This window comes from Mycobacterium cajalii, from assembly GCF_045809005.2.
In the GTDB taxonomy this organism is placed as follows: domain Bacteria; phylum Actinomycetota; class Actinomycetes; order Mycobacteriales; family Mycobacteriaceae; genus Mycobacterium.
Map to the genome: position 1 here is coordinate 4,471,955 of NZ_CM141436.1, position 17,558 is coordinate 4,489,512.

Annotated in this window: 17 protein-coding genes; 6 read left to right on the forward strand and 11 right to left on the reverse strand. The window is 69.5% G+C overall.

Annotated features, from left to right (window positions below):
- Positions 1 to 8 precede the first annotated feature (8 nt).
- Positions 9 to 185: a hypothetical protein gene (locus ACJ512_RS21175; RefSeq protein WP_407689002.1), complete on the reverse strand. Its 177-nt coding sequence runs from the start codon at positions 183 to 185 to the stop codon at positions 9 to 11.
- Positions 186 to 557: 372 nt separating this feature from the next.
- Positions 558 to 1,373 (reverse strand): ANTAR domain-containing protein, encoded by an 816-nt coding sequence (locus tag ACJ512_RS21180; RefSeq protein ID WP_407689005.1) that lies wholly within the window; start codon positions 1,371 to 1,373, stop codon positions 558 to 560.
- Between the two features lie 54 nt (positions 1,374 to 1,427).
- Here ACJ512_RS21180 and ACJ512_RS21185 point away from each other — a divergent pair, with 54 nt between their 5' ends.
- The 3 genes from ACJ512_RS21185 (at position 1,428) to ACJ512_RS21195 (ending at position 4,434) form a co-directional block, all read left to right on the forward strand.
- Positions 1,428 to 2,162, forward strand: coding sequence for a glucose 1-dehydrogenase (locus ACJ512_RS21185; RefSeq protein ID WP_407689003.1), 735 nt, complete (start codon positions 1,428 to 1,430; stop codon positions 2,160 to 2,162).
- Positions 2,163 to 2,197: 35 nt separating this feature from the next.
- On the forward strand, positions 2,198 to 2,968 hold the full coding sequence (locus tag ACJ512_RS21190) for an enoyl-CoA hydratase (protein WP_407689004.1): 771 nt from the start codon (positions 2,198 to 2,200) through the stop codon (positions 2,966 to 2,968).
- Between the two features lie 95 nt (positions 2,969 to 3,063).
- Positions 3,064 to 4,434 (forward strand): HNH endonuclease signature motif containing protein, encoded by a 1,371-nt coding sequence (locus ACJ512_RS21195; RefSeq protein WP_461479832.1) that lies wholly within the window; start codon positions 3,064 to 3,066, stop codon positions 4,432 to 4,434.
- Positions 4,435 to 4,443: 9 nt separating this feature from the next.
- Here the strand turns inward: ACJ512_RS21195 and ACJ512_RS21200 are convergent, their stop codons facing one another.
- The 8 genes from ACJ512_RS21200 to ACJ512_RS21235 all read right to left on the reverse strand — a co-directional run bounded on the left by ACJ512_RS21200 (position 4,444) and on the right by ACJ512_RS21235 (position 13,588).
- Positions 4,444 to 5,262 carry an HpcH/HpaI aldolase/citrate lyase family protein gene (locus ACJ512_RS21200; protein WP_407686122.1) on the reverse strand — a complete coding sequence of 273 codons (819 nt, stop codon included), beginning with the start codon at positions 5,260 to 5,262 and terminating at the stop codon, positions 4,444 to 4,446.
- The gene (locus ACJ512_RS21205) at positions 5,259 to 5,759 is read right to left on the reverse strand and encodes a MaoC family dehydratase (protein WP_407686121.1); all 501 of its coding nucleotides are present in this window, start codon (positions 5,757 to 5,759) and stop codon (positions 5,259 to 5,261) included. The genes ACJ512_RS21200 and ACJ512_RS21205 overlap by 4 nt, the downstream gene beginning before the upstream one ends.
- Complete coding sequence (locus ACJ512_RS21210) at positions 5,756 to 6,901, reverse strand: acyl-CoA dehydrogenase family protein (RefSeq protein WP_407686120.1); 1,146 nt, start codon at positions 6,899 to 6,901, stop codon at positions 5,756 to 5,758. The genes ACJ512_RS21205 and ACJ512_RS21210 overlap by 4 nt, the downstream gene beginning before the upstream one ends.
- Complete coding sequence (locus ACJ512_RS21215; RefSeq protein ID WP_407686119.1) at positions 6,898 to 8,871, reverse strand: acetyl/propionyl/methylcrotonyl-CoA carboxylase subunit alpha; 1,974 nt, start codon at positions 8,869 to 8,871, stop codon at positions 6,898 to 6,900. The genes ACJ512_RS21210 and ACJ512_RS21215 overlap by 4 nt, the downstream gene beginning before the upstream one ends.
- Before the next feature lie 5 nt (positions 8,872 to 8,876).
- Positions 8,877 to 10,457, reverse strand: a complete 1,581-nt coding sequence (locus ACJ512_RS21220; protein ID WP_407686118.1) for a carboxyl transferase domain-containing protein — start codon at positions 10,455 to 10,457, stop codon at positions 8,877 to 8,879.
- A complete protein-coding gene (locus ACJ512_RS21225) occupies positions 10,454 to 11,098 on the reverse strand; it encodes a CoA transferase subunit B (protein ID WP_407686117.1) in 645 nt (214 codons plus the stop codon). The genes ACJ512_RS21220 and ACJ512_RS21225 overlap by 4 nt, the downstream gene beginning before the upstream one ends.
- A 69-nt stretch (positions 11,099 to 11,167) precedes the next feature.
- Positions 11,168 to 11,911 carry a CoA transferase subunit A gene (locus tag ACJ512_RS21230; RefSeq protein WP_407686116.1) on the reverse strand — a complete coding sequence of 248 codons (744 nt, stop codon included), beginning with the start codon at positions 11,909 to 11,911 and terminating at the stop codon, positions 11,168 to 11,170.
- Positions 11,912 to 12,019: 108 nt separating this feature from the next.
- The gene (locus tag ACJ512_RS21235; protein ID WP_407686125.1) at positions 12,020 to 13,588 is read right to left on the reverse strand and encodes an AMP-binding protein; all 1,569 of its coding nucleotides are present in this window, start codon (positions 13,586 to 13,588) and stop codon (positions 12,020 to 12,022) included.
- 192 nt (positions 13,589 to 13,780) lie between these two features.
- On the opposite strand from ACJ512_RS21235, the gene ACJ512_RS21240 reads away from it, so the two are divergent.
- Positions 13,781 to 14,437, forward strand: coding sequence for an SACE_7040 family transcriptional regulator (locus ACJ512_RS21240; RefSeq protein ID WP_407686115.1), 657 nt, complete (start codon positions 13,781 to 13,783; stop codon positions 14,435 to 14,437).
- Between the two features lie 69 nt (positions 14,438 to 14,506).
- On the forward strand, positions 14,507 to 15,298 hold the full coding sequence (locus ACJ512_RS21245; protein ID WP_407686114.1) for a hypothetical protein: 792 nt from the start codon (positions 14,507 to 14,509) through the stop codon (positions 15,296 to 15,298).
- Positions 15,299 to 15,304: 6 nt separating this feature from the next.
- Here the strand turns inward: ACJ512_RS21245 and ACJ512_RS21250 are convergent, their stop codons facing one another.
- Positions 15,305 to 16,636: an MFS transporter gene (locus ACJ512_RS21250; RefSeq protein WP_407686113.1), complete on the reverse strand. Its 1,332-nt coding sequence runs from the start codon at positions 16,634 to 16,636 to the stop codon at positions 15,305 to 15,307.
- Positions 16,637 to 16,711: 75 nt separating this feature from the next.
- Here ACJ512_RS21250 and cmrA point away from each other — a divergent pair, with 75 nt between their 5' ends.
- Positions 16,712 to 17,518, forward strand: a complete 807-nt coding sequence (cmrA, locus tag ACJ512_RS21255) for a mycolate reductase (protein ID WP_407686112.1) — start codon at positions 16,712 to 16,714, stop codon at positions 17,516 to 17,518.
- Positions 17,519 to 17,558 lie beyond the last annotated feature (40 nt).

The following is a 17,558-nucleotide window of genomic DNA, read 5'->3' on the forward strand; positions in this document are numbered from 1 at the left end:
CGATAGCCCTATTGGTCCACCGGTGTGACCGCCGACCCGTCCGCCGAGAGCGCGAGCAGGATCCGCATGCCGGCATCCTGGGCGACGTAGGCGGGCGCGGGAGCGGCGTCGACGTCGAAGACGGGCCGCAAGTCGGTCAGGTCGACGACGGCGACCTTGTTGCGCCCGGGCTGCGGCACGAACACCTGCCGGTCGTCCCGCTGGCTGATCTGCAGGTTGGCCCGACTTCCATCGGCGCCGACAGTCGCGTCCGCGCATCCTCGGGACCGGAATACGCGATCTTGGCCAGCCGGTGATCGTCGGTGGGGCCCAACAGGGCGCCGTCGCGATACGACCAGACAGGCTCGCGCATCGGCGCGCCGATACGCGACACCGCAACGTCGGGCGCGCTGTGCGCCCCGCCGCCCACCGAGCAACCCGTGAGCGCCAAGGCGCCGGCCACCGTGCCGCACCACCGCGGCCGCACCGAACCGGCCACGTTGCTCGTCCTTTCGCCGCCCGTTTACCGGTCCGGGTACCCCGTCGCCGTCCCGCTACGCCGCCGTGCCGCGGGCCGCTCACGCCGAGTCGATCTCGACAACCTGCTTGGCGATCTCCGCCAGCACGACATTCGTCCTCTGCGAAAGTTTCACCAGCATATCGAAAGCCTCCACCGCATCGACGGAAAACCGTTCCATCAGCATGCCTTTGGCCTGGCCGATGACGTCGCGGGATTCGAGAGCGCGACGCAGCTGATCACGTTCGCGTGCCAGCGCATGCACGCGCTCCCGGTCCGCGCGCACGGTGGCCGCCAGGGCGCTCAGAATGTGTAGTTGCTCGGCGGGATCGAAGGGTATGGCGTGCTCGTTGTGCAGCGCCAACGCGGTCAGGGCCGCGTCGAGCGCCGTGATCTCGACCACGCGGTGCAGCAATCCGATCTGCTCCCCGCCGTCGTCGATCGCGGTGCTGCTGGACGACCACAGTTTGGGGAGGTAGACGCCCGGGTTCTGCGGATCGGTGATGTCGTACCGGCAGATAGGCATCGGGTCGGTCGAGTGCCGGCGCAGCGCGCTCTCCATCGACGCGGCGAGCCGCGACGAGCCGCTGGCCTGCGGATCGTCGGGGTTGTCGGGAAACACGTCGAAAAAGTTCTGGCCGAGCGTTTCGTCCCGCCGCCGCATGGTGACCGTTTCGAAGGTCGTGTCAAAGCCACGGATGTTGAGGTCACGGTCCAAAAACGCGATCCCGACCGGACCCGACTGCCCGCCGGGCAGCGCCGCCGCGATCGCGTCGAACCGGTGTTCGTCCACGATCCGTGACATCCGTCGCTGAGAAGTCACTCCGATCCCATACCCAAACGTGCGGAATGGTACACCTTTTGGATCCTGATCCACCAGCAAACGCCCAAGTTCACCGGGGCACGCGCGACCGCGCCTACCGTTGCGGGCATGGGACGCGTCGACGGCAAAGTGGTGTTGATCAGTGGCGGTGCCCGTGGGATGGGCGCCGCCCACGCCGCGGCCCTGGTGTCGCAGGGTGCCCAGGTGGTCGTCGGCGACGTCCTCGACGAGGACGGGCGGACGGTCGCCGAGAACCTGGGCGCAGCTGCGCAATTCGTGCACCTCGACGTCACGGACGCCGATCAGTGGGACGCGGCCGTCGCCGCGGCGCTGAGCGCCTTCGGGCGGCTCGACGCGCTGGTGAACAATGCCGGAATCGGAGCACACGGCCCGTTGCGGGGCTCGTCGCTGTCTGATTGGCAACGGGTTCTCGACGTCAACCTGACCGGGGCGTATCTGGGGATGCGCGCCGCCGTCGAGCCGATGATCGATGCCGGCGCAGGCTCGATCGTCAACATCTCGTCGGTCCAGGGCCTGGCCGGCGCCCCCGAACACCACGCCTACGTGGCCTCCAAGTTCGGCCTGCGGGGCCTCACCAAGTCGGCCGCGGTTGAGTTGGCGGGCAACGGCATCCGGGTCAACTCGATCCATCCCGGGCTGGTGCGGACCCCGATGAGCAGGGGCGTGACCGATGAGATGATGACGCCCATCCCGATGCGCCGGGGCGGCTCCCCCGGCGAGGTGGCCAGCTTCGTGGTCTTCCTGGTCAGCGACGAATCGTCCTATGCCACCGGGGCGGAGTTCGTCGTCGACGGCGGCTTGACCAGCTACGTGCCCGTCTAGCACACAGGACTTGTGCCCCCAGTACTCTGACGCCAATGAGCCCCATCGACCCCGTGCTGTATCGCGTCGAGAACCGCGTCGCGCTGATCACCATCAACGATCCCGACCGCCGTAACGCTGTGACCGGCGAGATGTCGGCTCAGCTGCGCGCCGCGGTGGGCCGGGCCGAGGACGACGACGCCGTGCACGCCGTGGTGGTCACCGGGGCGGGCAAGGCGTTCTGCGCCGGCGCCGACCTCAGCGCGCTCGGCGCCGCGGGCACCGGGGCGGCCGAAGCCGGGCTGCAGCGCCTCTACGACGGCTTCATGGCCGTCGGCAACTGCCGCCTGCCCACCATCGCTGCGGTCAACGGCGCGGCCGTCGGCGCTGGGCTGAACCTGGCGCTGGCCGCCGACGTGCGCATCGCCGGGCCCGGCGCCTTGTTCGACGCCCGATTTCAGAAGCTGGGTCTGCATCCCGGCGGTGGCGCGACGTGGATGCTGCAGCGGGCGGTCGGCCCGCAAGTGGCCCGCGCGGCCCTGCTGTTCGGCATGCGCTTCGACGCCGAAGCCGCGGTGCGCCACGGTCTGGCGCTCAGCATCGCCGACGATCCGGTCGCCGCCGCGCTCGGCCTGGCCGCCGGCCCGGCGTCGGCCCCGCGCGAGGTGGTGCTGGCCACCAAGGCCACCATGCGCGCCACCGCCAGTCCGGGGGCGCTGGACAACGAACACCACGACTTCGCCATGCGCACGGAACTGGGTCCGCAGGCACACACCATCCAATCCCCTGAATTCGCAGCCAGATTGGCCGCAGCACAGCGGAAGTAGTCGTTTGGCCCGCGGCCTGAAACAACTTGTGTCACTTTGGTTTCTGTGGTCACATTCCGGGGTTTTCTGTCGGTGGGTGCCGATAGTTTCGCGGTGTGAGTGTTGACCGGGAGGCGTTGGGTGCGGCGTTCGACGCGCTCGACGCCGACCTGGACACGCTGCTGGGGTTCGACTGCGAGGCGTTGACCACCCCGGAGTTACTGGCCTGGCTGGGCCGGGTGGAAAAGGTGCGCCGGCGCCTGCCCGCCCTCGAGCATGCGGTGATCAACACCCTGGCCCACCAAGCCACCCCGGAGGAGTTGGGCGGCAAACTCTCCCACGCCCTCGCCGAGGCCACCCTGATCTCGCGTGCTGCAGCCAACCGGCGGGTGCGCGAAGCCGCCGATCTGGGCGAGCGCCACGGGCTGACGGGGGAACCCCTACCCCCGACGCTGGCCCAGACCGCTTTGCGTCAGCGCCAGGGCACGCTCGGTTGCGAGCACGTCACCGTGATCCGCCGCTTCTGCCACCAGCTGCCCGGCTGGGTCGACCAACCCACCCGCGAACGCGCCGAAGCCGACCTGGCCCGCCACGGCACCCACATCCGCCCCGAACAACTCAGCACACTGGCCGAGCAACTCGACAACGCCCTCAACCCCGACGGCAACTACACCGACACCGACCGGGCACGCCGGCGTGGGCTGATCCTGGGCGCCCAGGGCCCCGACAAAATGTCGCACCTGAGCGGCTGGATCACCCCCGAACTGCGCGCCACCCTCGAAGCGGCGTGGGCCAAACTCGCCGCGCCGGGCATGTGCAACAACCTCGACGAGCAGCCCCGCCTGGACGCCACCCCCACCCAGGAGGCCATCGACACAGATGCCCGCGGCCCCGCCCAACGCCAACACGACGGCCTGCTCGCCGCGCTGCGCGCGATGCTGGCCTCCGGGGAATTGGGTAAGCACAACGGGCTGCCGGCCGCCATCATCGCCACCACCACCCTGGCCGAACTCGAAGCCGCCGCCGGACAAGCTCTCACCGGCGGGGGCACCATCTTGCCGATGAGCGATGTCATCCGCCTGGCCCGCCACTCCCATCATTACCTGGCGATCTTCGACAAGGGCAAGGCCCTGGCCCTCTACCACACGAAGCGGTTGGCCTCACCCGCGCAGCGAATCGTGTTGTACGCCAAGGACCGCGGCTGCAGCGCCCCGGGCTGCACCGTGGGCGGCTACTACTGCGAAGTCCACCACGTCATCCCCTACGCGAAATCCGGCACCACCGGCATCGACGACCTCACCTTCGGCTGCGGCGGCCACCACCCCATCACCGAAAAAGGCTGGACCACCCGCAAAAACACCAACGGCGACACCGAGTGGATCCCACCCAAACACCTCGAGCGCGGCCAACCCCGCACCAACACCTACTGGCACCCCGAAAAACTCCTGCGCCACGAAGACGACGCGGACGAGGAGGACGAAAGCTGATCGCGCCCGTCAGCCCGTGGGCTCCCCCGCCCGCCGCAGCAGCATCTGCGCGTGCTTGAGCACCGGCGAGTCGACCATCTGCCCTTCGAAAGCGAACACCCCGCGCTCGCTCTTCGCCGCCGCCAGAACCCTTCGCGCCCAGTCCACCTTGTCCTCGCTGGGACGGTAGGCCTCGCGCACCACGTTAACCTGGGTCGGGTGGATGCAGACGGTCCCGCCGAAGCCGACGGCGACGGCGTCGTCGGCCTCCGCCCGCAGGCCGTCGACGTCACCGATGTTCAGATGCACGGCGTCCAGCGCGATCCGGTCGAACGCCGACGCCGCGAGCAGCGTCGTCGACCGGACATGCCGCGCGAAGTCGCGGTACCCACCATCGGCCCGCCGGCTCGAACTGCCGCCGAGGGCGGCCACCAGATCCTCTGCGCCCCACATCATCGCGACCGTGCCCTCGGCCGCGGCGATCTCGGCGGCGAACACCGCGCCGCGCGGCGTCTCGATCAGCGCGACGACGTCGCGGGGCACCAACGCGGAAACCTGCGCCGCCGATTCGGTCTTGGACAGCATCACCGTGCCGTATGCGGTATCGGCCAGGGCGTCGAGGTCCGGGGCGTGCTCGTCGGTGCCAACCGCGTTGATGCGGACCACGGTGCGCGCGGGGTCCAGCGGGTTGTCGCGCAATGCCTTGCGGGCGGCCGCCTTATCGCCTTGGGCGACGCCGTCTTCGAGGTCGAGGATCACCACGTCGGCGGCGGCTGCGGCCTTTGCGAATCGCTCGGGGCGGTCGGCCGGGCAGAACAACCATGCCGGGCCGGCGGCGCGCAGGTTCATCGATTTCCCTCCGTAGCGGGCCGCTTCTGTACGAGCGTGGTGCGCACCGCGCGCGCGACGACGTCGCCGTGCTGATTGCGCCCGGTGTGCTCGAGGGTGACGATGCCCTCCCCGGGGCGGCTTTTGGATTCCCGCTTGGCGGTGCACACGGTTTCGGCATAGAGCGTGTCGCCGTGGAAGACGGGTTTGGGGAAGGACACCTCGGAGAAGCCGAGGTTGGCGACGATCGTGCCCAGCGTCAGCTGCGACACCGACAGACCGACCAGCGTCGAGAGCGTGAACATGGAGTTCACCAGCCGCTCGCCCCGGAACCCCGGCTGCTCGGCCGCCCACGCGGCGTCCAGGTGCAGCGACTGGGTGTTCATCGTCAGCGTGGTGAACAGGACGTTGTCGGCCTCGGTCACCGTGCGGCCGGGCCGGTGCAGGTAGGTGGTGCCGATCTCGAACTCCTCGAACCACAAGCCGCGCTGGACGATCGACTTCCCCGGCCCGCTCACGACAGGCCCAGCGATCGCGCGATGAGCATCAGTTGCACCTCGGTGGTGCCCTCCCCGATCTCGAGGATCTTGCTGTCGCGGTAGTGCCGCGCCACCGGATACTCGTTCATGAAGCCGTACCCGCCGTGGATCTGGGTGGCGTCGCGGGCGTTGTCCATCGCCGCCTCGGACGCGATCATCTTGGCGATCGCCGCCTCCTTCTTGAAGGGCTTGCCGGCCAACATCTTCGCGGCCGCATCGTAATACGCCGTGCGCGCGACGTGGGCACGCGCCTCCATCCGCGCGATCTTGAAGCTGATCGCCTGATAGGAACCGATCGGCTGGCCGAACGACTGGCGCTCCTTGGCGTACTTGACGCTCTCGTCGACGCAGCCCTGCGCCGCGCCGGTGGCCAGGGCGGCGATCGCGATGCGCCCCTCGTCCAGGATGGACAGGAAGTTCGCGTAGCCGGTCCCGCGGGCACCCAGCAGGTTCTCCTCCGGAACCCGGGCGTCGGCGAAGGTCAGCGGGTGGGTGTCCGACGCGTTCCAGCCGACTTTGTTGTAGACCGGCTCGACGGTGAAACCCGGTGTGCCGCTGGGCACGACGATCGTCGAGATCTCCTTCTTGCCGCCGTCGAGGGCCCTGGTGACCGCGGTGACGGTGACCAGCGAGGTGATGTCGGTGCCCGAGTTGGTGATGAACTGCTTGTTACCGTTGATGACCCACTCGCCGCCCTCGAGCCGGGCGGTGGTGCGGGTGGCGCCCGCGTCCGAGCCGGCTCCCGGCTCGGTCAGGCCGAAGCCCGCCAGCGCGCGCCCGGCCGTCAGATCCGGCAGCCACCGTTGCTTCTGCTCCTCGGACCCGAAACGGTAGATCGGCATCGCGCCGAGGCTGACCCCCGCCTCGAGCGTGATCGCCACAGACTGGTCGACCTTGCCGAGTTCCTCGAGCGCCAGCGACAACGCGAAGTAGTCGCCGCCCATGCCGCCGTACTCCTCGGGGAACGGCAGACCGAACAGGCCGATCTCGCCCATCTTGCCGACGACCTCGTACGGGAAGCTGTGCTCCTCATCGTGTTTGGCCGATACGGGCGCCACCACGGTCCGCGCGAAATCGGCGACCGTCGCCCGTAGGTCTTCGTACTCCTTGGATAGCGTCATGATTCCTGATCCTTGATCCGCGCCAGCACCTGGTCGACTTTGACCTGGTCGCCGACGAACACCAGCACCTCGACCCGCCCCGAAACCGGTGCGGGCAGAGAATGTTCCATCTTCATCGCCTCGACGACCACCACCACGTCGCCCTCGGCTACCTCGGCGCCGGAGTCGACCTGGACGGCGATCACGCTGCCGGGCATCGGGCTGAGGACCTCGGCCTGCCGCGCGGTGGCCGTGCGGTGAATCCTGTGCTCCTCGGCTTCGCGCAGCTGCCAGGTGCCGCGCTCGTCGGCGATCCACAGGTGCCGGCCGGACTCGGCCCACCGGTGCTCCCGGCGCACCCCATCCAGCGTCACGAACATCCGCGCACCGTCGAGTTCGATACTCGCAGAGCAGGTCTCGCCGTCCCCCACCCGCACGGAGGCGGCGTCCGGCGGCCCCCACACCGACACCGTCTCGGTGCGCAGCGCGGTGTGCATCTCGGTGCGCACCGGCGCCGGGTTCGCGCCGACGCGCCAGCCGGTCGGCGCCGCCCAGAGGTCACCCGATGCCCGTTCGGCCAGGCCACTCTGGCGGTAGAGACCCCCGGCGGCGAGCACGTCGTCGGGCGCGGGCAGCGGCGCGAACTGGGCCACCCGCTCGTCGAGCAGCGCGGTGTCCAGGTCGCCGGCACGCACCCGCTCGTCGGCCAGCAGGAACCGCAGGAATTCGACGTTGGTCTGCACACCCAGCACGGCGGTCCGGGCCAACGCCCGGTCGAGGGCCGCCAGCGCCGTGTTGCGGTCCGCGCCGTGGGCGATCACCTTGCTCAGCATCGGGTCGTAGTCGCTGCCGACCACGGTGCCGGCCAGCAGCGACGAGTCCACCCGCACACCGGCGCCGGACGGCTCGGACACCTGCAGCACCCGGCCGCCGGTGGGCAGGAACCCGCGCGCCGGGTCTTCGGCGTAGACGCGCGCCTCGATCGCGTGGCCGCGCAGCTCGATGTCGTCCTGGGCGAACGCCAGCTTCTCACCGGCAGCCACTCGCAGCTGCCACTCCACGAGGTCCAGCCCGGTCACCGCCTCGGTGACCGGATGTTCCACCTGCAGACGGGTGTTCATCTCCATGAAGAAGAACTCGTCCGGGCGTTCGGCCGAGACGATGAACTCGACGGTGCCCGCGCCGACGTAGTCGACGCTGCGGGCGGTGTTGCAGGCCGCCGCCCCGATGCGCGCCCGGGTCGCCAGGTCGAGCAGCGGGGAAGGGGCCTCCTCGATGACCTTCTGATGGCGCCGCTGCAGGCTGCACTCCCGCTCACCGAGGTGGACGACGTTGCCGTGGGTGTCGGCGAGCACCTGGACCTCGATGTGGCGGGGCCGCAGCACGAACCGCTCCAGGAACAGCGTGTCGTCGCCGAACGAGGAGGCGGCCTCCCGGCGTGCGCTCACCAGTGCGTCGCGCAGCCGGGCCGGATCGTCCACCAGCCGCATGCCCTTGCCGCCGCCGCCCGCGGACGGCTTGATCAGCACGGGGTAGCCGATCTCGTCGGCGGCCGCGACGAGATCGTCGTCGCCCAGCCCGGGCCTGGCCACCCCGGGGACCACGGGCACGTCGAAGGCGGCGACGGTGCTCTTGGCGGTGATCTTGTCGCCCATCACCTCGATCGCCCGGGCCGGCGGCCCCAGGAAGACCACCCCGGCGCGTTCGCAGGCGGCGGCGAAATCGGCGTTCTCCGAGAGGAACCCGTAGCCGGGGTGGATGGCCTCGGCTCCGGTGCGCGCCGCCGCGTCGAGCACCTTGGTGATGTCGAGGTAGCTCTCCCGCGCCGGGGCGGGTCCCAGCCGGACCGCCTCGTCGGCCTCGAGCACGTGCCGCGCCCCGGCGTCGGGGTCGCTGTAGACGGCGACCGAGCGGATGCCCAGCCGGCGCAGCGTCCGGATCACCCGCACGGCGATCTCGCCGCGGTTGGCCACCAATACGGTGTCGAACATCCTCATCACATCCGGAAGACGCCGTAGGAGACGGGTTCCAGCGGTGCGTGAGCGCACGCCGAAAGCGCCAGCCCCACAACCAGTCTGGTGTCCGCCGGGTCGATGATGCCGTCGTCCCACAGCCGGGCCGTGGAGTAGTACGGGTTGCCCTGGTCCTCGTACTGCTCGCGGATGGGCGCCTTGAACGCCTCCTCCTCGTCGGCCGACCACGGCGTGCCCGACGCGGTGAGTTGCTCGCCGCGCACGGTCGCCAGCACCGAGGCGGCCTGCTCACCGCCCATCACCGAGATGCGCGCGTTGGGCCACATCCACAAAAAGCGCGGCGAATACGCCCGGCCGCACATCGAATAGTTGCCCGCACCATAGGATCCGCCGATCACGACGGTCAGCTTGGGCACCCGGGCGCAGGCCACGGCGGTGACCATCTTGGCGCCGTGCTTGGCGATCCCGCCGGCCTCGTAGTCGCGGCCGACCATGAACCCGGCGATGTTCTGCAAAAACAGCAGCGGGATGTTGCGCTTGTCGCACAGCTCGATGAAATGCGCTCCCTTCAGAGCGGATTCGCCGAACAACACGCCGTTGTTGGCGACGATCCCGACGGGGTGGCCGTGGATGCGCGCGAAGGCGGTCACCAGCGTCTTGCCGTAGTTGGCCTTGAACTCGCCGAACTCCGACCCGTCGACCAGCCGGACGATGACCTCGTGGACGTCGTAGGGCACCCGCGGGTCGGGTGGCACGACGTCGTAGAGCTCGGTCTGCGCATGGCCGGGCTCAACCGTGGGCCGGATCTCCCACTGGGCCGGCTCGCGCGGGCCGAAAGTGGCCGCGATGCCGCGCACGATCCGCAGCGCGTGCTCGTCGTCGTCGGCGAGATGGTCGGTGACACCGGAGACCCGCGAGTGCAGGTCACCGCCGCCGAGTTCTTCGGCCGAGACGATCTCGCCGGTGGCGGCTTTGACCAGCGGTGGCCCGCCGAGAAAAATCGTGCCCTGCTCGCGGACGATGACGGCCTCGTCGCTCATCGCCGGCACGTAGGCCCCGCCCGCGGTGCACGAGCCCAGCACCGCGGCCACCTGCGGAATGCCCTTGGCGCTCATGGTGGCCTGGTTGTAGAAGATCCGGCCGAAATGCTCGCGGTCGGGAAACACCTCGTCCTGGCGCGGCAGGAACGCCCCGCCCGAGTCGACCAGGTAGATGCACGGCAGCCGGTTGTGCAGCGCGACCTCCTGGGCGCGCAGGTGCTTCTTGACCGTCATCGGGTAGTAGGTGCCGCCCTTGACCGTCGCGTCGTTGGCGACGATCGCGCATTCGCGCCCGGACACCCGCCCGATCCCGGTGATGATCCCCGCCCCCGGGGACTCGTCGTTGTACATTCCGTGGGCGGCCAGCGGGGTCAGCTCCAGGAACGGGGTGCCCGGATCGAGCAGGCGGTCGACGCGGTCGCGGGGCAACAGCTTGCCGCGGCTGACGTGGCGTTCCCGGGCACGCTCGTTACCGCCGAGGGCCGCCGCCGCGAGCTTGGCGTTCAGCTCCGCGACGAGCCGGCGGTGCTCGTCGGCGAACGAGGGCGCGGTCGTCGTCGTCACCGCGCGGCCGCTGGAATCACTAGGGGCGGTTGGGTCTTGGCGACGACCTCGTCGACCGAGACGTCGGGGGCGGTCTCGACCAGGTGCAGGCCGTCGGCGCGGACATCGATGACCGCGAGCTCGGTGACGATGCGGTTCACGCAGCCGACACCGGTCAGCGGCAGGGTGCAGCGCTCCACGATCTTCGGGCTGCCGTCCTTGGCGGCGTGCTCCATCATCACGATCACCTTGCGGGCACCGTGCACGAGGTCCATGGCACCGCCCATGCCCTTGACCATCTTGCCCGGAATCGTCCAGTTGGCCAGGTCGCCGCTGGCCGAGACCTGCATGGCCCCCAGCACCGCGACGTCGAGGTGTCCGCCGCGGATGATGCCGAACGAGGTCGAGGAGCTGAAGAACGCCGCGCCGGGCAGGGTGGTGACCGTCTCCTTGCCCGCGTTGATCAGGTCGGGGTCGAGTTGCTCGCGCGTCGGGTAGGGCCCCACGCCGAGGATGCCGTTCTCCGAATGCAGGACGACGTGTACCCCCTCGGGCACGTGGTTGGGGATCAACGTGGGCATCCCGATGCCGAGGTTGACGTACTGGCCGTCTTCGAACTCCGCCGCCACGCGGGCAGCCATGCCGTCCCTGCTCCAACTCATCTCGCGCCACTCCTCCTCATCGCTTCGCTCTGCATCGTCGCCGGCGCACTCATCTCGCGCCACTCCTCCTCATCGCACCGTCTCCTTCTCGATCAGCTTGACGGGAATGGGCACGTGCACCACCCGCTGCACGAAGACACCCGGGGTGTGCACCGCCGCGGGATCGATCTCGCCGGGCTCGACGAGATGTTCGACCTGGGCGATGGTGATCCGGCCGGCGCCGGCGCAGTCGGCGTTGAAGTTCGCGGCCGCCTCGCGGTAGACCAGGTTGCCGTGCCGGTCGCCCTTCCAGGCGTGCACGAGCGCGAAGTCGGTGCGGATCGACCGCTCGAGAACGTAGGTGATGCCGTCGAATTCGCGGGTCTCCTTGGCGGGCGACACGACCGCCACCTCCCCCGAGGCGTCGTAGCGCCACGGCAGCCCGCCGTCGGCGATCTGGGTGCCGACCCCGGCCGGTGTGTAGAACGCCGGGATTCCCATGCCGCCGGCACGCAGCCGCTCGGCCAGCGTGCCCTGCGGGTTGAGTTCCACCTCGAGTTCGCCGCACAGGAACTGCCGGGCGAACTCTTTGTTCTCACCCACATAGGAGGCGGTGGTCCGCCGAATCCTCTTGTGCTGCAGAAGCAAGCCCAGCCCGACGCCGTCGATGCCGCAGTTGTTCGACACCGTTTCGAGGTCGGTGACCCCGCTGTCGACCAGCGCGGCGATCAGCGCGTCGGGAATGCCACAGACCCCGAATCCCCCGACGGCCAGCGACGACCCGTCGGTGATGTCCGCGACCGCCTCCGCAGCGGTAGCCACCACTTTGTCCATAGCGCAGGGCCTCCTCGCCGTCGGGGGTTGCGAAGATTCAGTTAATACCGATTAACTGGGGTGAGAATACCATCGCGCCCACCGTCCGTCCAGGCATGCAGTGGCCGCTCAGTCGCGGCCACGGAGGTATTCGATCGCCCGCTGCCGGATCTCGTTCTTGCGGACCTTGCCCGTGACGGTCAACGGGAATTCGTCGACGATCCACAGGTACCGCGGGATCTTGAAGTGCGCGATGCAGGCCGCACAGAACTCGCGCAGCGCCTCGATGGTGAGCTCCGGCGCTCCGGGCCGCAGCATGACCACCGCCATGAGCTCCTCGCCGTACCGGGCGTCGGGGACCCCGATGACATGGCCGTCGACGATGTCGGGATGGGTGTGCAGAAACTCCTCGATCTCGCGCGGGGAGATGTTTTCGCCACCCCGAACGACGATGTCCTTGATCCGGCCCGTGATCCGGACGTAGCCGGATGCGTCCATGACGGCCAGGTCCCCCGTGTGCATCCAGGCGTCGGCGTCGACGACCTCGGCGGTTTGTTCGGGATCGTCCCAGTAACCCGCCATCACCGAATAGCCGCGGGTGCAGAACTCCCCCGCCACGCCCCGGGGCACGATCTCGGCGGTCAGCGGATCCACCACCTTGACCTCCAGGTGCGGACCCACCCGCCCGACCGTGCCGACCCGGCGCTCCAGCGAATCGTCCATGCGTGTCTGCGTGGACACCGGCGAGGTCTCGGTCATGCCGTAACAGATCGAGATGCCCGGCATGTGCATGCGCTCGATCACCCTGCGCATCACCTCGACCGGGCAGGGGGAACCGGCCATGATCCCGGTGCGCAGGCTGCCCAGCTCGTAGCTTGCGAAGTCCGGCAAACCCAGTTCGGCGATGAACATCGTCGGCACGCCGTACAGGCTGGTGCACCGCTCGGCCTGCACCGCGCGCAACGTGGCGGCCGGTTCGAAACCGGGCGCCGGGATCACGATGCAGGCGCCGTGGCTCGTGGCGGCCAGGTTGCCCAACACCATCCCGAAGCAGTGATAGAAGGGGACCGGGATGCAGATCCGGTCCCGGGCGGTGTACTCGAGCAGCTCGCCGACCAGATACCCGTTGTTGAGGATGTTGCGGTGACTGAGCGTGGCAGCCTTCGGGTATCCCGTTGTGCCGGAGGTGTATTGGATGTTGATCGGGTCGCCGCCGTCGAGCGCGGCCGCCCTGTCGCCGAGCGCGGACGGGTCCACCCGGGCGCCGGAGAGCTCGTCCCACCGCCGGCTCTCCAACAACACCACCTCGCGCAGCGCCGGACAGCGCGGAGCCACCTCGGCGAGCATCGCGGCGTAGTCGGTGGTCTTGTACCGCGGGGCCGCGACCACCAGCGCGACCCCGGATTGCTTTAGCGCATACTCCAATTCGCGGGTGCGGTAGGCGGGGTTGAGGGTCACCAGTATCACGCCGATCTCGGCGGTGGCGTACTGGACGAGCACCCACTCCCAACGGTTCGGCGCCCAGATGCCGACCCGGTCGCCCACGCCGACACCCGCACCCAACAGCCCGGTCGCCAAACCCCGCACCGCCGCCCGCAGTTCGGCGTAGCTCCACCGTCGCCCGGCCGGGATGTCGACGAGGGCGTCGTGCGTCGGGTGCGCGGCGGCGGTGTCCGCGAGGTTGGCGCCGATCGTCATTTCGAGCAGCGCGGGCTCGCTCGGGCCGCGATCGATGGACAGCGGATCGAAGTGTGCGGCTCCTGCGGTTGCCACGGTCCCTCCGGCTGGTTTGGATACCAACCTAGACGCTCGCCGAAGTCGATTGCCACCGACTCGTGCTACGTTAGTGACGATTAACCGAACGGTCGAGTTGGGTACGGGAGGTCCGTCGTGACGGCGTCCGCTCCGGAAAGCCAGACCGGTCATCCCGAGGCGCCAAAGCGCCGCAGCCAGTTGAAATCCGACCGGCGCCTGCAACTGTTGGCGGCCGCCGAACGGCTGTTCGCCGAACGTGGCTTCCTGGCGGTCCGGCTGGAAGACATCGGCGCGGCCGCCGGTGTCAGCGGTCCGGCCATCTACCGGCATTTCCCCAACAAGGAGTCGATGCTGGTCGAGCTGCTGGTGGGCATCAGCGCCCGATTACTCGCCGGGGCCCGCGACGTGCGGGCGCGCAACGCCGACGCGGCGGCGGCCCTCGAGAGCCTCATCGACTTTCACCTGGACTTCGCGTTCGGCGAACCCGACCTGATCCGCATCCAGGACCGTGACCTCGCGCACCTGCCCGAGGCGGCCGAGAAGCAGGTCCGCAAAGCCCAACGCCAGTACGTGGAGGTCTGGGTCTGCGTGCTGCGCGAACTGAACCCCGAGTTGGCCGAAGCCGATGCCCGGCTGGCCGCCCACGCGGTGTTCGGACTACTGAACTCGACGCCGCATGCCATGAAGTCCCCCGACAACTCGCGCAGCAAGCCCGGGCGCACGGCGAGGTCGCGCGCCGTCATGCGCGCCATGACCGTCGCCGCGCTCACGGCGGGAAATCAGTGCCCCTGAATCGGGCGTCCGACGGTGAGCAACCTGTCATGGTTTCGGCACAGGTACCCTGCTAGCCATGAGGTGGACATGAACGATCCACGTCGACCCGAGCGGTTCAGTCCCCCTCAGTCGGGGTCGGAGCCGACCGATCCGCGCGGTCGCTGGTACCCGCCGCCCGTCGACCCGGCCTACGCCGACCAGGCGCCGTTCGCGCCCACATACGGCGGGCACTATCCACAATGGTCCGCCGGCCTCAACGAGGCCAACCCGACCGCACCGATGCCGACCTACTGGCAGTACGACCAGCCCCCGCCGGGCGAGATGCCGCCTCCGGGGGTCGCCCCGCCGCCGCCGAGGCGCCCGAAGACGCCGCGCTGGTTGTGGGTCGCCTCGGGGATCGCAGTACTGCTGGTCGTTGGGCTCGTCGCGCTGGTGCTGATCAACACCGTCATCCAAACCCAGACGGCGCTGCCCCCCATGCCCGGACCGAGCACCTGGGGCCCCACGCCGACCACGGCACCGCCGACGCTCACGCCGCACTCACCGTTTCCCGCGCCGGTGCCGCCGACGTTCGGCCCGGAAACACCGTCGGAAACGACCGGGCCACCGGCCGCCATGCAGGACGTCGTCTACGACGTCACCGGCGAGGGCCGTGCCCTCAGCATCATGTACGTCGCCACCGGCGGCCTCATCCAGACCGAGTTCAACGTCGCGCTGCCGTGGAGCAAACAGGTCAGGCTGGCCAAGTCGCCCACCCACCCGGCGAACGTCACGATCGTGAACTTCGGCCACGACGTCACCTGCACGGTCACCGTCGCCGGGGTGCAGGTCAGCCGACGGGTCGGGGTGGGCCTGACGATGTGCGATGCCAGGGGCTGAGCGCCGCTACGCCTGTTCGGCGAGGACGACGCTGCGCGCCGGCGCACGCACCGCCAGCATCCCGAGCAGGCCGGCGATCAACACCAGGGAAATGCCGGCGAGACCGGCGCGGACGGCGCCGAAGACGTCGACGAAAATCGAGAACAGCCACGGCGCCAGGAACGACGCCGCCCGACCCGTCATCGTGTAGAGGCCGAACGCGACGCCCTCCCCGCCGTGCTTGGACAGGTGCAGCAGCAGTGCGCGCGACGACGACAGCGACGGACCGACAAACATGGCCAGCAGCAACCCGCACAACCAGAAGGCATGCGCACCGGACGACGCCATCAGAGCGAGCGCCACGAGGACGATCGCCGTCAGTGACCCCAGGATGACCGGTTTGGATCCGATCCGGTGGTCGACGAACCCGCCGGCCACCGCGCCGACCGCGGCCACCACACTGGCCGCCATGCCGAACACCAGCACGTCCGCCTGCGAGAGGCCGTAGACGTTGACGCCGAGCACGGCGCCGAAGCCGAACACCGCCGCCAGCCCGTCCCGGAACAGCGCGCTGGCCCCCAGGAAATAGACCAGGTTGCGGTCGCGGCGCCATTCGGCGCTGACCTCCGCCCACAGCTTGCGATAGCCGCCCAGCATGCTCGTCGGATGCGAGGCCACCTCGCCGGAGTCGGGCAGCCGGTGGGCGACGAACAGCAACGGCAGCGCCAGCACCGCGAACCACGCCGCGGTCAGCAGCATCGCCTCCCGGACGTAGAGCCCGTCGTGGACCGGCACGCGCAACAGTCCGCGCACCGGGCCGCTGCCGGAAATGAAGCCGGTATAGAGCAATAGCAGCAGCACGACGCTGCCGGTGAATCCTGCCGCCGCACCCAGGCCGGAGATGCGCCCCACCGTCCGCGGCGTCGAGATCTGACGCAGCATGGCGTTGTAGGGAACGCCGGCCAGATCACCGCACGCGGCCGTGGCCGAAAGCAGCAGCAGACCCGCCCAGAGATAACCGGGATCGTCGCGGATCAGGAACATGGCGCTGGTCGACGTCACCGCGAGACCGCTCAGAACCGTCAGCGTCACCCGCCGACGATGCGGGGCTTCCACCCAGACGCCGACGAGCGGCGCCAACACCGCGATGGTCACCCCCGACACGGCCAGCGCACGACCCAGCCAACTGGCCGGCGACGTACCACCGGACAGCCCCTTCCCCACGCTGCCGGTCAGATAGACCGAGAAGACGAACGTGGCCACGACGGCGTTCATACCGAGAGAGCCGCAATCCCATAGCGCCCACGCCACCACTCGGGACCACAGTGGCCCGTCCGAACGCGACCCCGGTCGATTCATGTCGGCGACTCTATTGGAACGGGCAGGCGACCCGCCGCGCCCGGCTCCGCCGCGCACGCTGTCTACCATGGGCCCATGCCGGTACCCGCCCCCAGCCCCGACGCGCGCGCGGTCGTCACCGGGGCCTCGCAGAACATCGGTGCGGCGCTGGCCACCGAACTGGCGGCGCGCGGATACAGCCTGATCATCACCGCCCGACGCGAGGAACTGCTCAACGAGCTGGCGGCCCGCCTGGCCGACCGGTACCGCGTCGCCGTCGACGTCCGGCCCGCCGACCTCGCCGACCCCACGGACCGGGCGAAGCTGTGCGAAGAACTCGCCGCCCGCCCCGTCTCCATCCTGTGCGCCAATGCCGGCACCGCGACTTTCGGTCCGATCACGAAGCTCGACCCGGCGGGCGAGAAGGCGCAGGTCCAGCTGAATGCGGTGGCGGTGCACGACCTGACGTTGGCCGTGCTGCCCGGCATGGTGGCGCGGAGGGGTGGCGGCATCTTGATTTCCGGTTCGGCGGCGGGCAACTCGCCCATTCCCTACAACGCGACGTACGCCGCCACCAAGGCGTTCGCGAACACCTTCAGCGAATCGTTGCGCGGGGAGCTGCACGGCTCCGGTGTGCATGTGACCCTGCTGGCGCCGGGCCCGGTGCGCACCGATCTGCCCGACGACGCCGAGGCCTCGCTGGTGGAAAGACTGGTGCCCGACTTCTTGTGGATCTCCACCGAACACACCGCCCAGGCCTCGCTGGATGCGTTGGAACGCAACAAGATGCGCATCGTCCCGGGACTGACATCCAAAGCCATGTCGGTGGTCAGCGGGTATGCCCCACGCGCCATCGTCGCGCCGATCGTCGGCAGCTTCTACAAGAAGCTGGGCGGCGGGTAGAGAGTGTCGCAAGCGAGCGTCATGCTCGCGACGAGCGCGG